Raw genomic sequence first — 16,881 nt, 5'->3', positions numbered from 1 at the left:
GGAGCCGACGCCTCAGAAGATGTCGGGCGAGAACGGCCGCAGCGGCGTACGGAACAGCAGGTCGGCGCGGGCGGCCGCGCCGGCCGTCAGCTCCTCGACGCGCCCGAGCCGGGTGAGCCGTACCGCCGACTCGTCACCGAAGGCGAGCACGCCCAACTCCGCGATGTCGAAGGCGAGATCGGCGGACTCGTCCGTAGGGACGCAGGAGACGCCCTCCGGGGAGGCGTCCAGCCGGTAGCGCCCGCCGGCGAACCCGCCCCCGTCCCGCAGGTCGAGCACCAGGGCGTCCGCCACCGGGTACGTCCGGCTCTCCAGGACCCGGACGACGTCGAGGACCCGCACCCACAGCATGTCCACGTGGGTCAGCACCCGCGCGGCGCGCGGGTCCGGCAGCAGCAGCGGCAGCGGCTCGTCGGGCGCCCGGTAGCCGGAACGGACGGTGGAGATCCAGTCGACGGAGCAGAGGTAGTGCCAGAGGGCCCGCTCGGCGGCCGGGGTGACGGCGATCAGGTCCCGTACCCTCGCCGTGTTCACCGGCTGCTTGGCGTCGTCCCACTTGTCGTCCGAGGTGTACGCCACGAAGCCCTCGACCTCGCCGGACTCCGACCGGTACACCGCGTAGTACGGCTCCCGCCACGGATCGCTCTGCACGCTGCGGCCGGTGCCGACCTCCCAGTCGCGCGGGGAGCGGTCGGTGACCCCGGCGCGGACGCCGGCGAGCCGGCGGTGCGTCTCGGGGCCGATCTTGCGGATCTCGTCGGCGTCGGTCAGATCGATCCGGCCGCCGTCCTCCGGACGGCCCGAGCGCCGCGGGTCGAGCCCGGCCCGGCCCACGTCCACGCTCCACTCGGTGCTGTGGCTCGCCGGGCCGAAGCCGAAGCGCCCGTAGATCGGGTACTCGGCGGCGATCAGGGTGGCGATCGCGTCGCCCCGCTCCTTCGCGGCGGCCAGGTCCTCGGACATCATCCGGCTGAGCAGTCCGCGCCTGCGGTGCGTCGGGGAGACGGTGACCTGGGTGATCGCGTCGGCGGTGAGACTGCCGCCGCCGACCGTGCTGACCTCCTGCCGGAAGGACCGGAAGGTGGCGACGATCCGGTCCCCGTCGAAGGCCCCGGCGGTCCGCGCGAGGTCGACGTGCGGCAGCCGGTCGGCGACCTCCGCGTCGGTCACGACCGGTGGGCGGAGGAAGCCGGTGCGCAGGGCGCGCTGCCAGTCGGGGAACTCGGACTCCGTCACCGCGCGTACGTCGACAGTCATCCCTCGACCCTACGCACGGCCCCGGCACACCCGCACGCGAGTTTCCCGGGGCGTCCCCCACCGCTCACGCCAGCAGGTCGTCGACCTGCGCCTCGCCCTCCCGGTAGCGGCGGGCGATCTCGGCGCTGCAGTCGTCGGCGGTCCGCTGGAGGTGCTGCCGGCGACGGGAGATCTGCTGCTCGTACCCGGCGAGCCGCCCCATCCCCGCGTGCAGCTCCTCGTCCGTGCGGGCCGTGAGGTCCGACAGCTCGACCTCCGACAGCATCTCGGACGCGAGCCGCCGGTACTCCTCGCTGCGCGGCGTCGAAAGGGTCACGTGCCGGGCCGACGAGCGGTGCCGCGAGGGCACGTCGGCGAGGATCTCGGAGAGCCGGTCGAGGACCGGGGCCTCAGGGTCGGTCCGCCGCGCCAGCTCGGCCCGCAGGATGTCGATCCGGCCCTGGAGCATCCGGCGGACGTAGCTCAGGTCGGCCTCGTCGCTCTGCGCGTCCCGGCGCAGGGCGCGCAGCTCGGGCAGCCGGAGCGCACCGAGCTCGGGCTGGGTCCGGTCCGGCAGGGCGGCTTCGGCGGTCCTCTGTACGGGTGGGCGCGTGGCCGGGCCTCCGCCCGGTCCACCGCCCCTGGTTCCGGCGCGGATCAGCGGTACGGGGCCGGACGGCGTCGGCCCGGTGCCAGGTGCACTCATGAGAATCGTCCCCTCGACCGGTGCGGAGCCGCACCGCCTGACACGCATCGTGCCACTCATGCACGGGCGCGTGCAGGCGCTCTGCACCCGTTCGGCCCCTCATCCGTCGGACTGGTGGCCACTCGGTAGGTTGGGGCCCATGCGTGCAGTGGTGCAGAGGGTGGACGGCGCGAGCGTCGTCGTCGCAGGGGAGACCGTCGGTGAGATCACCGGCGAGGGCTTGTGCGTGCTGGTCGGGGTGACCCACGACGACACCCCGGAGAAGGCCGCCCAATTGGCCAGAAAGCTCTGGTCCGTCCGGGTACTGGACGACGAGAAGTCGTGCTCGGACGTGAACGCCCCGCTGCTCGTCATCTCCCAGTTCACGCTCTACGGCGACGCCCGCAAGGGCCGCCGCCCCACCTGGAACGCGGCCGCGCCCGGCCCGGTGGCCGAGCCCCTCGTGGACGAGGTCGTGGCCCGGCTGCGCGCGCTGGGCGCCCACGTGGAGACGGGCCGGTTCGGAGCGGACATGCGCGTCTCGCTCACGAACCACGGCCCGTTCACGGTGCTGATCGAGGTCTGAGCGGCCCCGGCGGCGTCACGGCTCGACGACCGTCTCCTGCGCCGCCGCTGTCGTCCCGGCGATCAGGGGGGCGTCCACCGGTACGTTCCGCTTCACCAGGGCCAGGGCGATCGGCCCCAGCTCGTGGTGGCGGACGGAGCTGGTCACGAAGCCGAGCTGGCGGCCCTCCTCGCCGTCGGCGGCGAGCCGGAGCGGGGTGCCGTGCCCGGGCAGCAGCACCTCGCTGCCGTCCAGGTGCAGGAAGACCAGGCGGCGCGGCGGCTTCCCCAGGTTCTGCACCCGGGCCACGGTCTCCTGGCCCCGGTAGCAGCCCTTCTGGAGGTGGACGGCGCTGCCGATGAGGCCGACCTCGTGGGGGATGGTCCGGTGGTCGGTCTCGAAGCCGAGCCGCGGCCGGTGGGCCTCGACGCGCAGCGCCTCGTACGCGAGGATGCCGGCGGCCGGGCCGTGCGAGGCCCCGAAGGACTCCAGGTCGGCGCGGGGCAGGAAGAGGTCGCGGCCGTGCGGGGTCTCGCGTACGACGACTCCCTCGGGCACCTCGGCGATGGAACCGGCCGGGAGGTGGACGACGGCGATGTCGTCCGTACGGTCGGCCACCTCGACCCGGTAGAAGAACTTCATCGACTCCAGGTACGCGACGAGCTCCTCGCGCGTCCCCGGCTCGACGTGCGCCCACACCGTCTCGCCGTCGTCGACGAGGTACAGGGCGTGCTCGATGTGCCCGTTCGCCGAGAGGATCAGCGCCTCGGTGGCCTGTCCGGGCACGAGGTCGGTCATGTGCTGGGTGACGAGCAGGTGCAGCCAGCTCAGCCGGTCGTCACCGGTGACGGCGACGACACCGCGGTGCGAGAGGTCGACGAAACCGCGTCCGTCGGCGAGGGAACGCTGCTCACGGAACAGGTCGCCGTAGTGCGCGGCGACACCTTCGTCGCGGCCTTCCGCGGCGACGGCGCCGGGCAGGGACAGCAGAGGGCTGGTCGTTGAATGTCGCTGCATGGGGCAAGCCTACGACTCGCTGTCCAGCGCCTTCCGCGTGCAGTCCGCACACCGCCCGAAGATGGCGAAGTGCTTCATGTCGGTCTCGAAGCCGAAGGTCTCGCGGAGCTTCCCGGTGAACTCGGCGGCCACCTCGACATCCGCCTCGATCACCTCGGAGCAGTCCCGGCAGACCAGGTGCAGATGGTGGTGCCGGTCGGCGAGGTGGTACGTCGGAGCCCCGTGCCCCAGATGGGCGTGGCTCACCAGACCGAGCTCCTCCAGGAGCTCCAGGGTCCGGTAGACGGTGGAGATGTTCACCCCGGACGCGGTCCTGCGGACCTCGACGAGGATGTCGTCGGGCGTCGCGTGTTCGAGCGCGTCGACCGCCTCCAGGACGAGCTGACGCTGCGGCGTCAGCCGATAGCCGCGCTGCCGCAGGTCGCTTTTCCAGTCGGTACTCACCACGCCCCCCAGTGTAGGAGGGCGCGGCGCTCCGCCCCAGGTTCCGGCGGGATCCCGGGGGGATCCCGCGGCTTCTAGCGGAAGAAGGCGATGCCGTCGTCGGGCAGGTCGCCGAGGTTGCGGGCCATGTCCGCGACCTCTTCCGGCGTCACGACCTTCTTCAGGTGCGCCGACATGTACGGCCGCAGGGAGACCTCGGGGGTCGCCTTCTCGCCCACCCACATGAGGTCGCTCTTGACGTAGCCGTAGAGGCGCTTGCCACCGGAGTACGGCCCCGAGGCCGCGGTGCGGGCGACGGCGTCCGTGGCCAGGTCGATCTGCGGCTTCTGGTCGGCGAGCTCGCCGTACCAGATCTCGACGATGCCCTGGTCACGGACCATGACGACCTCGACCTTGCGGTCCTTGTCGATGCGCCAGTAGCCGCTCTCGCTCTCCAGCGGACGGACCTTGTTGCCCTCGTTGTCCAGGACCCAGGAGTGGGACGTGTACTCGAGGAAGTCCCGGCCGTCGTGGCTGAAGGTCACGGACTGCCCGAAGTTGCACTTCTCGGCGCCGGGGAAGTCGGAGACACCCGCGCCCTCCCACGTGCCGAGCAGGAACGCGAGGGGGACGAGGTCCGGGTTGAGGTCGGACGGGATCTCGATCATGAGCAGCTCTGGCGTTCTCTAGAAGTGGTTGGCGAGAAGGATTAGCGCTGGCCCTGGTACAGCTTCTTCACGGCCAGACCGGCGAAGGCGATCACGCCGACGGCGACCAGGACCAGGAGGGTTTCGAAGAAGATGATCACAGGGTGCTCCTCGACTGAGCGGTGAAGGCGGAACGGGCCGGACCCCAGCTTAGTGGGCGGGGGCCCGGCCCACTCGGTGAGGTGGGTCTCGCACGCTGTGACCGGCGCGGCGGAGCCGCCCACTACAGTTCGGCACATGCCGAAGAAGCTCGTGATCAAGGTGACCGCGGGGGCCGAGGCCCCCGAACGCTGCTCCCAGGCCTTCACGGTGGCCGCCGTGGCCGCCGCCAGCGGCGTCGAGGTCTCGCTCTGGCTGACCGGCGAGTCCTCGTGGTTCGCCCTCCCCGGCCGCGCCGCCGAGTTCGAGCTCCCGCACGCCGCGCCTCTCCCGGACCTGATCGACGGGATCGTGGCGGCCGGCGGCCGCATCACGGTCTGCACGCAGTGCGCGGCCCGCCGTGACATCGAGGAGAAGGACCTCCTGGAGGGCTTCCGCATCGCCGGCGCCCAGCTCTTCGTCCAGGAGGCGATGGCGGACGAGACGCAGGCGCTCGTCTACTAGCGCTCGCCCACCGGCCGGCGCCCGGGGTCAGGGCTCCCGGCGCTTCTTGCCGTCCAGCTCGTCCCACCACTCGTCCGACTGCGGGTCGCCCGAGGGGTCGTCCCACCAGCGATCCTCCGGGCCCCGGCGGTTCGCGACCATCGCGGCGACCGGGGGGATGACCATGGCGACCACGCACATGCCGATGGCCACCGGCATCGAGAAGAGGCGCACGACGGCCCAGGCGCCCACGAAGAGCAGCAGGCAGGCGCCCATCATCCAGAAATAGATGTGGCGACGTCGTGCGTACACACCTTCAGGGTACGACCGAAGGGCCGTGCCTCAAGTCCTGGAAATGGCGTCCAACCCCCCAGGAGGCACGGCCCTTCGGCCGGTTCGGTGTCGCGGATCAGACCGCGATGGCGACCTCCGCGAGGCCACCGTGCTGCGCCACGACCTGACGGTCGGCGGTGCCGCCGGGGACCAGGGCGCGGACGGTCCAGGTGCCCTCGGCCGCGTAGAAACGGAACTGGCCGGTGGCGGAGGTCGGGACCTCGGCCGTGAACTCGCCGGTCGAGTCCAGGAGGCGGACGTAACCGGTGACGGGCTCGCCGTCCTTGGTCACGAAGCCCTGGATGGTGGTCTCACCGGGCTTGATCGTCGAGGCGTCGGGGCCGCCGGGCTGCGCTCCACACATGTCGTTCTGTCCTTACGGTCGAGGGGTCCGGAGGAGGGAGGTCCGGGGTTACTTGTTGGCGCCGAGCTCGATCGGCACGCCGACGAGGGAGCCGTACTCGGTCCACGAGCCGTCGTAGTTCTTGACGTTCGGGACGTTCAGCAGCTCGTGCAGGACGAACCACGTGAGCGCGGAGCGCTCGCCGATGCGGCAGTAGGCGATGGTGTCCTTCGCCAGGTCGACCTGCTCGTCCTCGTAGAGGGCCTTGAGCTCGTCGTCCGACTTGAACGTGCCGTCGTCGTTGGCGTTCTTCGACCACGGGATGTTGCGGGCGCTCGGCACGTGGCCGGGGCGCTGCGACTGCTCCTGCGGGAGGTGCGCCGGGGCGAGCAGCTTGCCGGAGAACTCGTCGGGCGAGCGGACGTCGACCAGGTTCTGGGCGCCGATCGCGGCCACGACGTCGTCGCGGAAGGCGCGGATCGAGGAGTCCTGGGCCTTGGCCTTGTACTCGGTGGCCGGGCGGGCCGGGACGGCGGAGCCGTCGACCAGGTCGCGGGAGTCGAGCTCCCACTTCTTGCGGCCGCCGTCGAGGAGCTTCACGTCCTGGTGGCCGTAGAGCTTGAAGTACCAGTAGGCGTAGGAGGCGAACCAGTTGTTGTTGCCGCCGTAGAGCACGACCGTGGTGTCGTTCGCGATGCCCTTCGCCGAGAGGAGCTTCTCGAAGCCCTCCTGGTCGATGAAGTCGCGGCGGACCGGGTCCTGCAGGTCCTGGGTCCAGTCGATACGGATGGCGTTGCGGATGTGGTTCTTCTCGTAGGCCGAGGTGTCCTCGTCCACCTCGACGATGGCGACCTGCGGGTTGTCGAGGTTGGCCTCGACCCAGTCCGCGTCGACCAGGACGTCGCTGCGAGCCATGCTGTTCTCCTCCGGGGCAGTGTGCGGCGGTGTGGTGCGGGTGTGCGATGTGGTGCGGTACGCCTCGTCGCGGGCGGCTCGTCGGGTGACGTGTCAGGGACGTGTCGGGCAAGCGGACGTGCGTGACGGACGTGCGGCTACACGGGGCGGCCCCGACCTCGGTCGGAGGGCCTGAGGAATACGGGAGTGGTGAGTCCCGCTCAGACGGAGCGACAGAGCATGGCGGCGACGCGGCACAGGTCTACTGCCCGCCGCTTCGTGAGATCCGCCTGTCGCTTCATGCCCTCGATCGTAGGGACGGACAGGCGGCCGTGTCACCGGTGTGTCGTATTTTGAGACGCGATCGTCCGAGATGCGAGACGCGATCACCGTACGAGACGGCTCCGGACGCCTCCGTGCCGGGGCGTCCGGTTCAGATTCTGCTGGCCGGACAGCGCTGTCTCAGCATGTGACCAACGGGTACGCAATCGGGGGCCGTACGGCCGACTCGGACCTCTCGGCCGGCTCGGATACGCTCGGGCGGCTCACTCGGCCGGCTCGGACCGCTCGGGCGGCCTCCCGGGCCGTCAGCCCGCCAGGACGACGTCCCTGCCGGTCACCGAGACGGCGAGGCCGTCCGGCCTCGGCTCGACCTTCTCCACCTTCATCCCGGCGATCACGCCGATCGACCGGTCGAAGTCGGTGCGCGCCCGGACCAGGTCCTCGATGCCGGGGATGCCCTCGCCGGGCACCTCGTCGGCGCGGACGCGGATCGTGTCGCCGTTCACCACGGTCACCGTCGAGACGACCGTACGGGTCAGGGTGCGGCCCATCACCTTCACGCCGCCGGTCACCTTCACCTTCCCGTTGCCGCCGTAGGCGACGACGGCCTCCTGGTCGGAGGCGGCGGTGAGGTCCGCGTACGAGATGAGGGCGGTCCCGCTCGCGGAACCCGCCTTCGCGCCCGACCAGTCGCCGGTCACGGTCACGTCCCGCAGCGCCACGTTCAGCTCGCCGACCCGGATGTTCTTGTCGCCCGCCGTCGCGGTGACGCCGGTCAGCCGGACGTCGACCTCGTCGAGCCGCTTGGCCGCGACCTGGGTCAGGAACGGGAAGCCCTTGATGTCGACCTCGACGGCGTCGCTCTTCGCCGAGGAGAGCTTCACCCGGCCCGCCGCCTCGTCCTCGGCGTACGCCACGGCCAGCCGGTCGATCCCCACCAGGACCCCGCCCAGCACGACGGCCACGATCAACAGAATCCGCAGTGCTCGCATGGGCTGTGCGTCCCCCCTGGAGATGAATGAAGTCCGGCCCCCCGACACGAAGATCGACGTGCCGGGGGGCCGGTTGGTTCCCTCGTGGTCCCCAGGAGGGGTCAGACCAGAGCCCGGCCCAGCAGGTAGACCGCGGGTGCGGCGGCCGTCAGCGGCAGCGCGACACCGGCCGTCATGTGCACGAAGCGGGACGGATAGTCGTAGCTCGCCACCCGCAGGCCGACCAGCGCGCAGACCCCGGCCCCGAGGCCCAGCAGCGCACCGGAGGAGCCCAGGTCGGCGAGACCGCCGGCCGCGATCCCCGCGCCCGCCGAGGCCAGCAGCGCGGCGATCAGGGAGACGGGTCCGGGCAGCGGGAGCGCCCGGGCGAGCACGGCCGCGGCGACCGCGACCCCGCCGACGACGACCGCGTCCGGGTCGGCGCCCAGGTGTCCGGTGGCGACGACGGTGAGGGCCGCCGAGGCGATCGTGGCCATCAGGCCGTACATGCGCTCGTCCGGGTCGGCGTGGCTGCGCAGCTGGAGGACCAGGCAGAGCAGCACCCAGACGCCGAGCGTGCCGAAGATCGCGGCGGCCGCGTTCTCCCGGCCGGTGACGAGCAGGGCCGCGTCGGCGGCGAGGCCGCCGGCGAAGGCGAGGGCGATGCCCTGGCGGGCGGGCCACATGCCGTTGAGCCGGAACCAGCCGGCCGCGGTGAGGCCCTGGAGCAGCACGAGCGGGACGAGGAGCCCGTACGTGCCGAGGGCGGCGCCACCGGCGAGCAGCAGTCCGAGGACGGCGGTCAGCGCGGCGGGCTGCATCCCCGGCTCGATGATCGGCGAGCGGCCCTCGGCGCGGGCGCGCTGGGCGTCGGTGATCCGGGTGTTCCCGGAGGTGGTCGGCGAGGACCAGCCGGGACCCGCCCCACCGGGGGGCGCGGGAACGGGCTCCGCGACGGGGGCGGGGGCGGGGGCGGGGGCCGCCACCGGCTGTGCCTGCTGCCGAGGCTGCTGGTGCTGCGGCTCCGCGTAGTACCCGGCGGGGCTCCCGTACGACTCGTAGGAGGCCTGGCCCGACGCGTACGCGTCGTACGGCTGCTGCTGAGGCTGGTGGTGCGGCTGCTGCTGGTAGGCCTGCTGGGCCTGCGCGGCCTGCGCCCGGTCGGCCTGGACCTGCTCGTACGTGACGGCCGGCTGGAACTGGGTGTCCCAGGTCTGGCCCTCCCACGTCTGGGTGACGTCGGGGCCCTGCTGCTCCTGGTGCCCGTTCCCGGTCCCGTTCGCGTACGGGTCGTACTGCTGACCGCCGTGGTACTGGTCGTTGCTCATGCTCTGGGGTTCACCCTCCTGCGAACGGGGGGAGCACCTCGACCGTGCCGCCCTCGGCAAGCCGTACCGTCTCATGGCTCCGGGTCCCGACGGGGTCGCCGTCGACCAGGAACGAGCACCGCTTGAGGACCTGGACGAGCTCGCCCGGGTGCTTCGCGCGGGCCGCGTCGAGGGCCTCGGCGAGATGCTCGGCGGTGTACGGCTCCTCCGCGACACCGGCGGCGGCCTTGGCCGCGGCCCAGTAGCGGATGGTTCCCGCTGCCATAGCGGCGCTCCCTTCGTTCGTGTGCGCGCCGCCCCCCATGATGGGCTATGCGCGCGTCAGCCAGTCCCCGAGCCGGGCGAGCAGCGCCTCGTCCGCCGCGTTCTCGGCGTGGCCCATCCCCCGCTCGAGCCACAGTTCCGCCTCCCCCGCCCCGGCCAGCATCCGCGGGTGGTCGAGCGGGAAGTACGCGTCCCGGTCGCCGTGCACGATCAGCAGCGGGGTCGGCGCGATCAGCGGCACCGCCTCCACGGGAGAGAGGGGCACGGGGTCCCAGGCGCGGCTGTCGATCCGGGTGCGGAACCCGTACCGCCCGACGAGGCGGCCCGCCGGACGGGTGACCACCCAGTGGAGGCGGCGCATCGGCGCCGTCCCCCGGTAGTACCAGCGGGCGGGCGCGGAGACGGCGGCCACCGCGTCGGCGCGTCCGTCCGTGTCCCGGGCGAGGGCCGCGTGGCGCAGGACCACGGAGCCGCCCATGGAGAAGCCGACCGTCGCCACGCGCGCGTGGCCGAGCTCACGTGCCCAGCGGACGGCGGCGGCCAGGTCGAGGACCTCCCGGTCGCCGACGGTGGAGAGGCCGCCGGAGGCGCCGTGGCCCCGGAAGGAGAAGGTGATCACCGCCGCGCCCCGCCCGGCGAACACCCGTGCGGCGCGGCGGACGGCGGGCCGGTCGGCCGACCCGGTGAACCCGTGGGCGACGACGACCGCCGTATCGGTGACACTTGCCGGAGAGGGTTCGTAAACCGCCTCGATCCGGACATCGTCATCCGTACGCAACATTGCCCGCCGGGAGCCGGAAGTGATCAGGGAGACATCCACCATATGAAATCGACCCTCTCCCTCTGAACTCATGTGGGCTATTCTCCTTGGCAGAGGATCCGGGCGACGCAGCCCCCGGGTCCTTTTGCGTTTTCCGACCGTTGTTACGGACGGATGAACAAAAGCTCTCAGGGCGCGAGAGCCGGCAGTGATCTGTACGAAGCAGTGCACGTCCTCGCAGGGACCGAGGAGGAACCGACGTTATGAGCGAGCGACCGAAGCACGACCGACCGACGGCAGGGGCGGCAGGTGGTGCGCGATGAGCGCCTTGCTGCTCCTCACCAACGCTCTCCAGCCTTCCACCGAGGTGCTGCCCGCCCTCGGTCTGCTCCTGCACAACGTCCGGGTCGCCCCGGCCGAGGGCCCGGCCCTCGTGGACACCCCCGGCGCGGACGTGATCCTCGTCGACGGGCGGCGCGACCTCCCGCAGGTCCGTTCGCTCTGCCAGCTGCTCCGGTCCACCGGGCCCGGCTGTCCGCTGATCCTCGTCGTCACCGAGGGCGGTCTCGCGGCCGTCACCGCCGACTGGGGCATCGACGACGTGCTCCTCGACACGGCGGGTCCCGCCGAGGTCGAGGCGCGGCTGCGGCTCGCGATGGGCCGCCAGCAGATCGTCGCGGACGACTCCCCCATGGAGATCCGCAACGGCGACCTGTCGGTCGACGAGGCGACGTACAGCGCCAAGCTCAAGGGCCGGGTCCTGGACCTGACCTTCAAGGAGTTCGAGCTCCTCAAGTACCTGGCCCAGCACCCGGGCCGGGTCTTCACCCGCGCGCAGCTCCTGCAGGAGGTGTGGGGGTACGACTACTTCGGCGGCACCCGGACGGTCGACGTCCACGTACGGCGGCTGCGGGCCAAGCTGGGCCCCGAGCACGAGTCGCTGATCGGCACCGTCCGTAACGTCGGCTACCGCTTCGTCACCCCCGAGAAGGTCGAGCGGGCGGCGGAGGAGGCGCGGGCCAAGGCAGAGGAGACCCGTGCGCAGGAAGAGGCGCGGGCGGCCGCCCGCGTCAAGGACGCCACGGGGGATGTCACCCCCCTGGCGGACAAGAACGTGGCGGATGCCACAGTGCGACCTGCCGGTAGGTAGGTCACCCCGCGTAGACTGCCGCGCGTGGCCAAGGTGACGCGGGATGACGTAGCTCGACTGGCAGGTACTTCGACCGCGGTCGTGAGCTACGTCATCAACAACGGACCCCGGCCGGTCGCCCCGGCCACGCGCGAGCGTGTCCTCGCCGCCATCAAGGAACTGGGCTACCGCCCCGACCGGGTGGCCCAGGCGATGGCGTCCCGGCGCACGGATCTCATAGGCATGATCGTGCCGGACGCGCGGCAGCCGTTCTTCGCGGAGATGGCGCACGCGGTCGAGCAGGCCGCCGCGGAGCGCGGGAAAATGGTGCTGGTCGGCAACTCGGACTACCGCGACGAGCGCGAGGTCCACTACCTGCGGGCCTTCCTCGGCATGCGGGTCTCCGGACTGATCCTGGTCAGCCAGGGCATGAGCGAGCGGGCCGCGAGCGAGATCGAGGCCTGGGACGCGCGCGTGGTGCTGCTGCACGAGCGGCCCGAGGCCCTCGACGACGTGGCCGTCGTCACCGACGACATCGGCGGCGCCCAGCTCGCCACCCGGCACCTCCTGGAGCACGGCCACCCGTACGTGGCCTGCATGGGCGGCATCCCGAACACCCCGGCCGTCGGCGACCCCGTCGCCGACCACGAGGAGGGCTGGCGGCGGGCCATGCTGGAGGCGGGCCGCTCGATCGAGGGCCGGCTCTTCCAGGCCCCGTACAACCGCTACGACGCCTACCAGGTGGCCCTCAAGCTGCTCGCGGGCCCGGACAGGCCGCCGGCCATCTTCTGCTCCACCGACGACCAGGCCTTCGGTGTCCTGCGGGCGGCGCGCGAGCTGCGCATCGAGGTGCCGACGGAGCTGGCGGTCGCGGGCTTCGACGACGTGAAGGAGGCGGCGCTCACCGACCCGCCGCTGACCACGATCTCCTCGGACCGGCCGGCCATGGCCCGTGCGGCGGTGGACCTGGTCCTGGACGACTCGCTCCGCGTGGCGGGCTCGCGCCGCGAGCGCGTGAAGCTCTTCCCGTCGGCGCTGGTGGTCCGCCGCTCCTGCGGCTGCGACGGCGGCTGAGCGGTTCGCCCCACCGAGAGCCCTCCCTTCCAGGAGGGCTCTTTATATCGGGCATACAGGCTTCTGTCGGGCTTCTCAGCCGGTCCTCAGACGGCTCTCATGAACAGCTCCGAGAGTCATTGCCATGACGGACTTCCAGGAGCAGCAGCCGCAGCAGCCCTACTACCCGCCGCACCCGCCGAGGCCGCCCTACGCCCCGGCCCAGCCGCCGGTGGGCGCCGGGCAGACCGCCGCCCAGCCGATCGTCACCGAGCCCGGCACCACCGTCTGGCCGTCCGGTGGGCACGTACCGCCGTCGGGTCCGCCCGTCCCGCCCGTCCCGCCCGTCGCCCCCATGGGCGCCCCGTCCGGCGCCCCCGCCGGAGGCCCCGGCTCCCGGCGCCGCGCCAAGCGCGGGGTCGGTCTGATGGCCGCCGTGGCCATCGCGGCCGCCGCGATCGGCGGCGGTACGGCGACGCTGGTCCAGCAGGCCACCTCGGGCACCCCCGTCGCCGCCTCCTCCTCGAACGTGAACGGCACCAACGTCTCCACCGGCAACACGGGCACGGTCGCCGGCGTCGCCGAGGCCGTCTCCCCCTCCATCGTCGAGATCTCCGCGAGCTCCACCTCCGGCAAGTCCACCGGCTCGGGCGTGATCATCACCTCCGACGGAGAGATCGTCACCAACAACCATGTGATCTCCGGCGCGTCCGAGATCACCGTGCAGCTCAGCAACGGCAAGTCCTACCGGGCCGAGGTCGTCGGCACCGACCCCGACAAGGACCTCGCCCTCATCAAGCTCCAGGGCGCCTCCGGCCTCAAGACCGCCACCCTCGGCGACTCGTCCAAGGTGCGGGTCGGCGACCAGGTCGTCGCCATCGGCTCCCCCGAGGGCCTGACCGGGACCGTCACCAGCGGCATCGTCTCCGCGCTCGACCGGGACGTGACCGTGGCCAAGGACGACGGCGGCGGCGACAGCCAGGACCAGCAGGGGCAGCAGCAGTACGACCCGCGACAGGGCTGGCCGTTCGAGTTCGGCGGACAGCAGTTCAACGGCGACACCGGCTCGTCGAAGACCACGTACAAGGCGCTGCAGACCGACGCCTCGCTCAATCCGGGGAATTCCGGCGGCGCGTTGATCAATATGAACGGCGAGATCATCGGAATCAATTCGGCCATGTATTCGCCCAGTTCTTCGAATGGTTCGACGGCCGGCAGCGTCGGCCTCGGATTCGCCATCCCGGTCGACACCGTGAAGGCCGACCTGGACAGCCTGCGCGCGGGCGGCGACAGCTGACCGGCGACCGGACGGCATGCGACGCTGAGCCCATGACCGCCCAGCGACACGAGCCCGAACGCATCCTCATCGTCGACGACGAGCCCGCCGTACGGGAGGCCCTGCGCCGCAGCCTCGCCTTCGAGGGGTACGGGACGCAGGACGCCGTGGACGGACTCGACGCGCTCGGCCGGATGGAGTCGTACGCCCCCGATCTCGTCGTCCTCGACGTCCAGATGCCCCGCATGGACGGGCTGACGGCGGCCCGCCGGATCAGAGCGTCCGGATCGACCGTGCCGATCCTGATGCTGACCGCGCGCGACACGGTCGGCGACCGGGTCACCGGGCTCGACGCGGGCGCCGACGACTACCTCGTGAAGCCGTTCGAGCTGGACGAGCTGTTCGCCCGGATCAGGGCGCTGCTGCGGCGCAGCTCGTACGCCTCCGCCACGGCCTCCGGCCCGGCCGAAGCCGACGTGCTGTCCTTCGAGGACCTGCGGATGGACCTCGCCACCCGCGAGGTGACCCGGGGCGGGCGGACGGTGGAGCTGACGCGGACGGAGTTCACGCTCCTGGAGATGTTCCTGGCGCACCCGCGGCAGGTGCTGACCCGGGAGCAGATCCTCAAGGCCGTATGGGGCTTCGACTTCGAACCGAGCTCGAACTCACTGGACGTGTACGTGATGTACCTGCGACGCAAGACGGAGGCGGGCGGCGAGCCGCGCCTCGTGCACACGGTGCGGGGCGTGGGATACGCGCTGCGCGGAGGGGGCGGGGAGTGAGAAGTCCCCTCGCCTGGTTCCGGTCGCGGCCTCTGCGCTCGCGCCTCGCCCTCCTCACGGCCTTCGCCGTGGCCGTGGCCGTGGCCGCGGTGTCGCTCGCGTGCTGGTTCGTGACGCGGACGCAGCTGGAGCACGAGATGGACGCCTCGCTGCGCAGCACCCGGCTCGACCGGAGCGGGGTGCAGGGCCTGCTCAACCTGTGCCGGCAGGGCACCACACTGCCGCCGGTGGCCGGCTCGTACACGGTGCAGGTGATCTTCGGCAATGGCACCGTGTGCACCTCCGGCAAGGCCGCGATCCCGGCCGGGCCCGGCGATCTCGCGGTGGCCCGGGGGCAGCTGGAGTTCGCCCTGCACACGGTGAAGGACGACGCCGGACGGGAGATGCGGGTCTTCACCTACCCGCAGGAGGGCTCGATCGGGCTCGCCGTCTCCGTCGCCCGCCCGCTCGACGAGATCGACAACTCGATGTCCACCCTGCGCTGGGTGCTGCTCCTGGTCTCCGGGATCGGCGTCGTCGGCGCGGGCGCGGCCGGCCTGTGGGTGGCGCGGACCGGCCTCGAGCCGGTGAACCGGCTGACCGGGGCGGTCGAGCACGTGGCCGCGACCGAGGACCTGACCGTGCGGATCCCCGTCGAGGGAGAGGACGAGATCGCCCGTCTGTCGCGTTCGTTCAACGCGATGACGGCGGCGCTCGCGACGTCCCGCGACCGGCAGGCACAGCTGATCGCGGACGCCGGGCACGAGCTCCGTACGCCGCTGACCTCGCTGCGTACGAACGTCGAGCTGCTGGCGCGAAGCGAGGAGACCGGCCGGGCGATCCCGCCGGACGACCGGCGGGCGCTGATGGCCTCGGTGAAGGCGCAGATGACGGAGCTGGCGGCGCTGATCGGCGACCTTCAGGAGCTGGCCCGGCCGGACGCGGTGCAGCAGGGGCCCCTCGAAGTGGTCCCGCTGCACACGATCCTGCGGGCGGCCCTGGACCGGGCGCGGCTGCGCGGCCCCGAGCTGACCTTCGTGACCGATCTGGCGCCCTGGTACGTGCGGGCGGAACCGGCCGGCCTGGAGCGGGCCCTGGTGAACGTCCTGGACAACGCGGTGAAGTTCTCGCCGCCCCGGGGCACGGTCGGGGTGACCCTGATGCGTGGCGAACTGACCGTCCGCGACCAGGGTCCCGGCATCGCCCCGGACGAGCTCCCGCACGTCTTCGACCGGTTCTGGCGCTCCCCTTCGGCCCGTAGTCTCCCGGGCTCGGGTCTCGGCCTGTCGATCGTGGCCCGCACGGTCCACCACGCGGGCGGCACGATCACCCTGACCCCGGCGGAGGGGGGCGGCACCGTGGCGACGCTCCGTCTGCCGGGGGCGCCGACCCCGCCGCCGTCAGTTGTGGCGGATGAGGGACTCGACGAGGCCTGAGCGGGTGTTCGGGTAGTCCAGGACGGTGATGCCGAGGCCCTTCCAGGTGTTCGCCGTGCCGTCCAGGAAGCCGTGGACGCGGGGGTTGAGGTTGTCGGAGTTCCACCGCGGCGGCAGGGACGCGGACGTGCTGACGAAGTTGATGTAGAGCTTGCCGGGCTGCTCGACGGCCTTGCGGTAGTGGGCCTCGATCTTGGGGTACTTGGCGTTGGGCAGGGCGTTCCAGTCGTCCTGGAGCGCGATGGCCCCGCCGTCCCACCACTTGAGGCCGGGCAGGCCGCCGTTGTCGGCGATGAGGACGACCTTGCCGCGGGCCTCGCCGAGGGAGGGGACGGTGTCGCCGATGCGGAACAGCGAGCGCCAGCCGCGGTTGGCGAGGTAGTCGGTGAAGACGGCGCCGAAGGTGGCGTCGGAGTCGGAGGAGTACTCCTGCTTGACCCTCATCAGGACGGTCTCGGAGGGGTGGGCGGCCAGGAAGTCGCGGCAGGCGACGAGGACGTCGCCGAACATCATGTTCTGGTACGAGGCGCCGTGGTGGATGGCGAAGGAGCCGCCGGTGACCCGGCACCGTACGTCGAGGAATCTGATTCCGGCGGCGAGCTGCTGCGCGATCGTGGTGTTCTGGCACTCGGACCAGGGGCCGCCGAAGCGGGCGCCGGAGTCGTGGGTGCCGGGGATGGTGAGCTTCTGGAGCGGGGTGGGGTCGCCGTGGCCGGCCATCCAGTCCTGGGTGGTGGCCGCCCGCGCGGAGGGGGCGCCGACCAGGAGGACGGCACCCGCTGCCGCGGCTCCCGCGAGAAAGCTTCTACGGTCCATGCGCGGAGTATGACGTGTAC

21 protein-coding genes are annotated in these 16,881 nt (G+C 71.9%); 7 read left to right on the top strand and 14 right to left on the bottom strand.

The window, feature by feature from the left end; translation table 11 throughout:
• Positions 1-12: 12 nt before the first annotated feature.
• Both ACIP8Z_RS16915 and ACIP8Z_RS16910 read right to left on the bottom strand, forming a co-directional pair.
• Positions 13-1,257, bottom strand: coding sequence for a GNAT family N-acetyltransferase (locus ACIP8Z_RS16915; protein ID WP_402083986.1), 1,245 nt, complete (start codon positions 1,255-1,257; stop codon positions 13-15).
• Between the two features lie 64 nt (positions 1,258-1,321).
• On the bottom strand, positions 1,322-1,942 hold the full coding sequence (locus tag ACIP8Z_RS16910; RefSeq protein ID WP_402083984.1) for an ABC transporter substrate-binding protein: 621 nt from the start codon (positions 1,940-1,942) through the stop codon (positions 1,322-1,324).
• 139 nt (positions 1,943-2,081) lie between these two features.
• Between ACIP8Z_RS16910 and dtd the strand changes: the two genes are divergently transcribed.
• A complete protein-coding gene (dtd, locus tag ACIP8Z_RS16905; protein WP_319311228.1) occupies positions 2,082-2,507 on the top strand; it encodes a D-aminoacyl-tRNA deacylase in 426 nt (141 codons plus the stop codon).
• Between the two features lie 15 nt (positions 2,508-2,522).
• On the opposite strand, the gene ACIP8Z_RS16900 is transcribed toward dtd, so the two are convergent.
• The 3 genes from ACIP8Z_RS16900 to ACIP8Z_RS16890 form a co-directional block, all read right to left on the bottom strand.
• Entirely contained in the window at positions 2,523-3,503 is a 981-nt protein-coding gene (locus tag ACIP8Z_RS16900) for a YgfZ/GcvT domain-containing protein (protein WP_402083982.1), read from the bottom strand.
• Between the two features lie 9 nt (positions 3,504-3,512).
• Positions 3,513-3,950, bottom strand: coding sequence for a Fur family transcriptional regulator (locus tag ACIP8Z_RS16895; protein WP_055600541.1), 438 nt, complete (start codon positions 3,948-3,950; stop codon positions 3,513-3,515).
• Positions 3,951-4,021: 71 nt separating this feature from the next.
• A complete protein-coding gene (locus ACIP8Z_RS16890; protein WP_402083980.1) occupies positions 4,022-4,594 on the bottom strand; it encodes an FABP family protein in 573 nt (190 codons plus the stop codon).
• Positions 4,595-4,870: 276 nt separating this feature from the next.
• On the opposite strand from ACIP8Z_RS16890, the gene ACIP8Z_RS16885 reads away from it, so the two are divergent.
• Positions 4,871-5,236, top strand: coding sequence for a DsrE family protein (locus ACIP8Z_RS16885; protein WP_383583052.1), 366 nt, complete (start codon positions 4,871-4,873; stop codon positions 5,234-5,236).
• Between the two features lie 27 nt (positions 5,237-5,263).
• On the opposite strand, the gene ACIP8Z_RS16880 is transcribed toward ACIP8Z_RS16885, so the two are convergent.
• From ACIP8Z_RS16880 to ACIP8Z_RS16845, 8 genes are all read right to left on the bottom strand, one after another.
• Positions 5,264-5,527, bottom strand: coding sequence for a DUF3099 domain-containing protein (locus ACIP8Z_RS16880; protein ID WP_402083977.1), 264 nt, complete (start codon positions 5,525-5,527; stop codon positions 5,264-5,266).
• 97 nt (positions 5,528-5,624) lie between these two features.
• Positions 5,625-5,912 (bottom strand): DUF1416 domain-containing protein, encoded by a 288-nt coding sequence (locus tag ACIP8Z_RS16875; protein WP_319311238.1) that lies wholly within the window; start codon positions 5,910-5,912, stop codon positions 5,625-5,627.
• Positions 5,913-5,960: 48 nt separating this feature from the next.
• Positions 5,961-6,806: a sulfurtransferase gene (locus tag ACIP8Z_RS16870; protein WP_402083974.1), complete on the bottom strand. Its 846-nt coding sequence runs from the start codon at positions 6,804-6,806 to the stop codon at positions 5,961-5,963.
• A 200-nt stretch (positions 6,807-7,006) separates the two neighbouring features.
• The gene (locus ACIP8Z_RS16865) at positions 7,007-7,087 is read right to left on the bottom strand and encodes a putative leader peptide (protein WP_350497993.1); all 81 of its coding nucleotides are present in this window, start codon (positions 7,085-7,087) and stop codon (positions 7,007-7,009) included.
• A gap of 285 nt (positions 7,088-7,372) precedes the next feature.
• Positions 7,373-8,059 carry a DUF2993 domain-containing protein gene (locus ACIP8Z_RS16860; protein ID WP_402083971.1) on the bottom strand — a complete coding sequence of 229 codons (687 nt, stop codon included), beginning with the start codon at positions 8,057-8,059 and terminating at the stop codon, positions 7,373-7,375.
• Positions 8,060-8,160: 101 nt separating this feature from the next.
• The gene (locus ACIP8Z_RS16855) at positions 8,161-9,366 is read right to left on the bottom strand and encodes a hypothetical protein (protein ID WP_402083968.1); all 1,206 of its coding nucleotides are present in this window, start codon (positions 9,364-9,366) and stop codon (positions 8,161-8,163) included.
• A gap of 10 nt (positions 9,367-9,376) precedes the next feature.
• Positions 9,377-9,631, bottom strand: coding sequence for a MoaD/ThiS family protein (locus tag ACIP8Z_RS16850; RefSeq protein ID WP_030323286.1), 255 nt, complete (start codon positions 9,629-9,631; stop codon positions 9,377-9,379).
• 45 nt (positions 9,632-9,676) lie between these two features.
• On the bottom strand, positions 9,677-10,483 hold the full coding sequence (locus ACIP8Z_RS16845; protein ID WP_402083965.1) for an alpha/beta hydrolase: 807 nt from the start codon (positions 10,481-10,483) through the stop codon (positions 9,677-9,679).
• Between the two features lie 226 nt (positions 10,484-10,709).
• Here ACIP8Z_RS16845 and ACIP8Z_RS16840 point away from each other — a divergent pair, with 226 nt between their 5' ends.
• From ACIP8Z_RS16840 to ACIP8Z_RS16820, 5 genes are all read left to right on the top strand, one after another.
• Positions 10,710-11,540: a response regulator transcription factor gene (locus tag ACIP8Z_RS16840; RefSeq protein ID WP_402083963.1), complete on the top strand. Its 831-nt coding sequence runs from the start codon at positions 10,710-10,712 to the stop codon at positions 11,538-11,540.
• A gap of 24 nt (positions 11,541-11,564) precedes the next feature.
• A complete protein-coding gene (locus ACIP8Z_RS16835) occupies positions 11,565-12,593 on the top strand; it encodes a LacI family DNA-binding transcriptional regulator (RefSeq protein WP_319311254.1) in 1,029 nt (342 codons plus the stop codon).
• 124 nt (positions 12,594-12,717) lie between these two features.
• The gene (locus tag ACIP8Z_RS16830; protein ID WP_402083960.1) at positions 12,718-13,869 is read left to right on the top strand and encodes a S1C family serine protease; all 1,152 of its coding nucleotides are present in this window, start codon (positions 12,718-12,720) and stop codon (positions 13,867-13,869) included.
• A 32-nt stretch (positions 13,870-13,901) separates the two neighbouring features.
• Entirely contained in the window at positions 13,902-14,630 is a 729-nt protein-coding gene (locus ACIP8Z_RS16825) for a response regulator transcription factor (protein ID WP_402083957.1), read from the top strand.
• Positions 14,627-16,045, top strand: a complete 1,419-nt coding sequence (locus ACIP8Z_RS16820; RefSeq protein ID WP_402083955.1) for a sensor histidine kinase — start codon at positions 14,627-14,629, stop codon at positions 16,043-16,045. Before ACIP8Z_RS16825 ends, ACIP8Z_RS16820 begins: the two co-directional genes overlap by 4 nt.
• Here ACIP8Z_RS16820 and ACIP8Z_RS16815 read toward each other — a convergent pair.
• Positions 16,010-16,861 (bottom strand): phosphatidylinositol-specific phospholipase C, encoded by an 852-nt coding sequence (locus ACIP8Z_RS16815; protein WP_402083952.1) that lies wholly within the window; start codon positions 16,859-16,861, stop codon positions 16,010-16,012. The two genes, ACIP8Z_RS16820 and ACIP8Z_RS16815, sit on opposite strands and share 36 nt — an antisense overlap.
• Positions 16,862-16,881 lie beyond the last annotated feature (20 nt).

This window comes from Streptomyces sp. NPDC088553 (assembly GCF_044752965.1).
Taxonomy (GTDB): domain Bacteria; phylum Actinomycetota; class Actinomycetes; order Streptomycetales; family Streptomycetaceae; genus Streptomyces.
The sequence above is the reverse complement of the archived record's forward strand: the minus strand, read 5'-3'. Positions and strand labels throughout refer to the sequence as shown.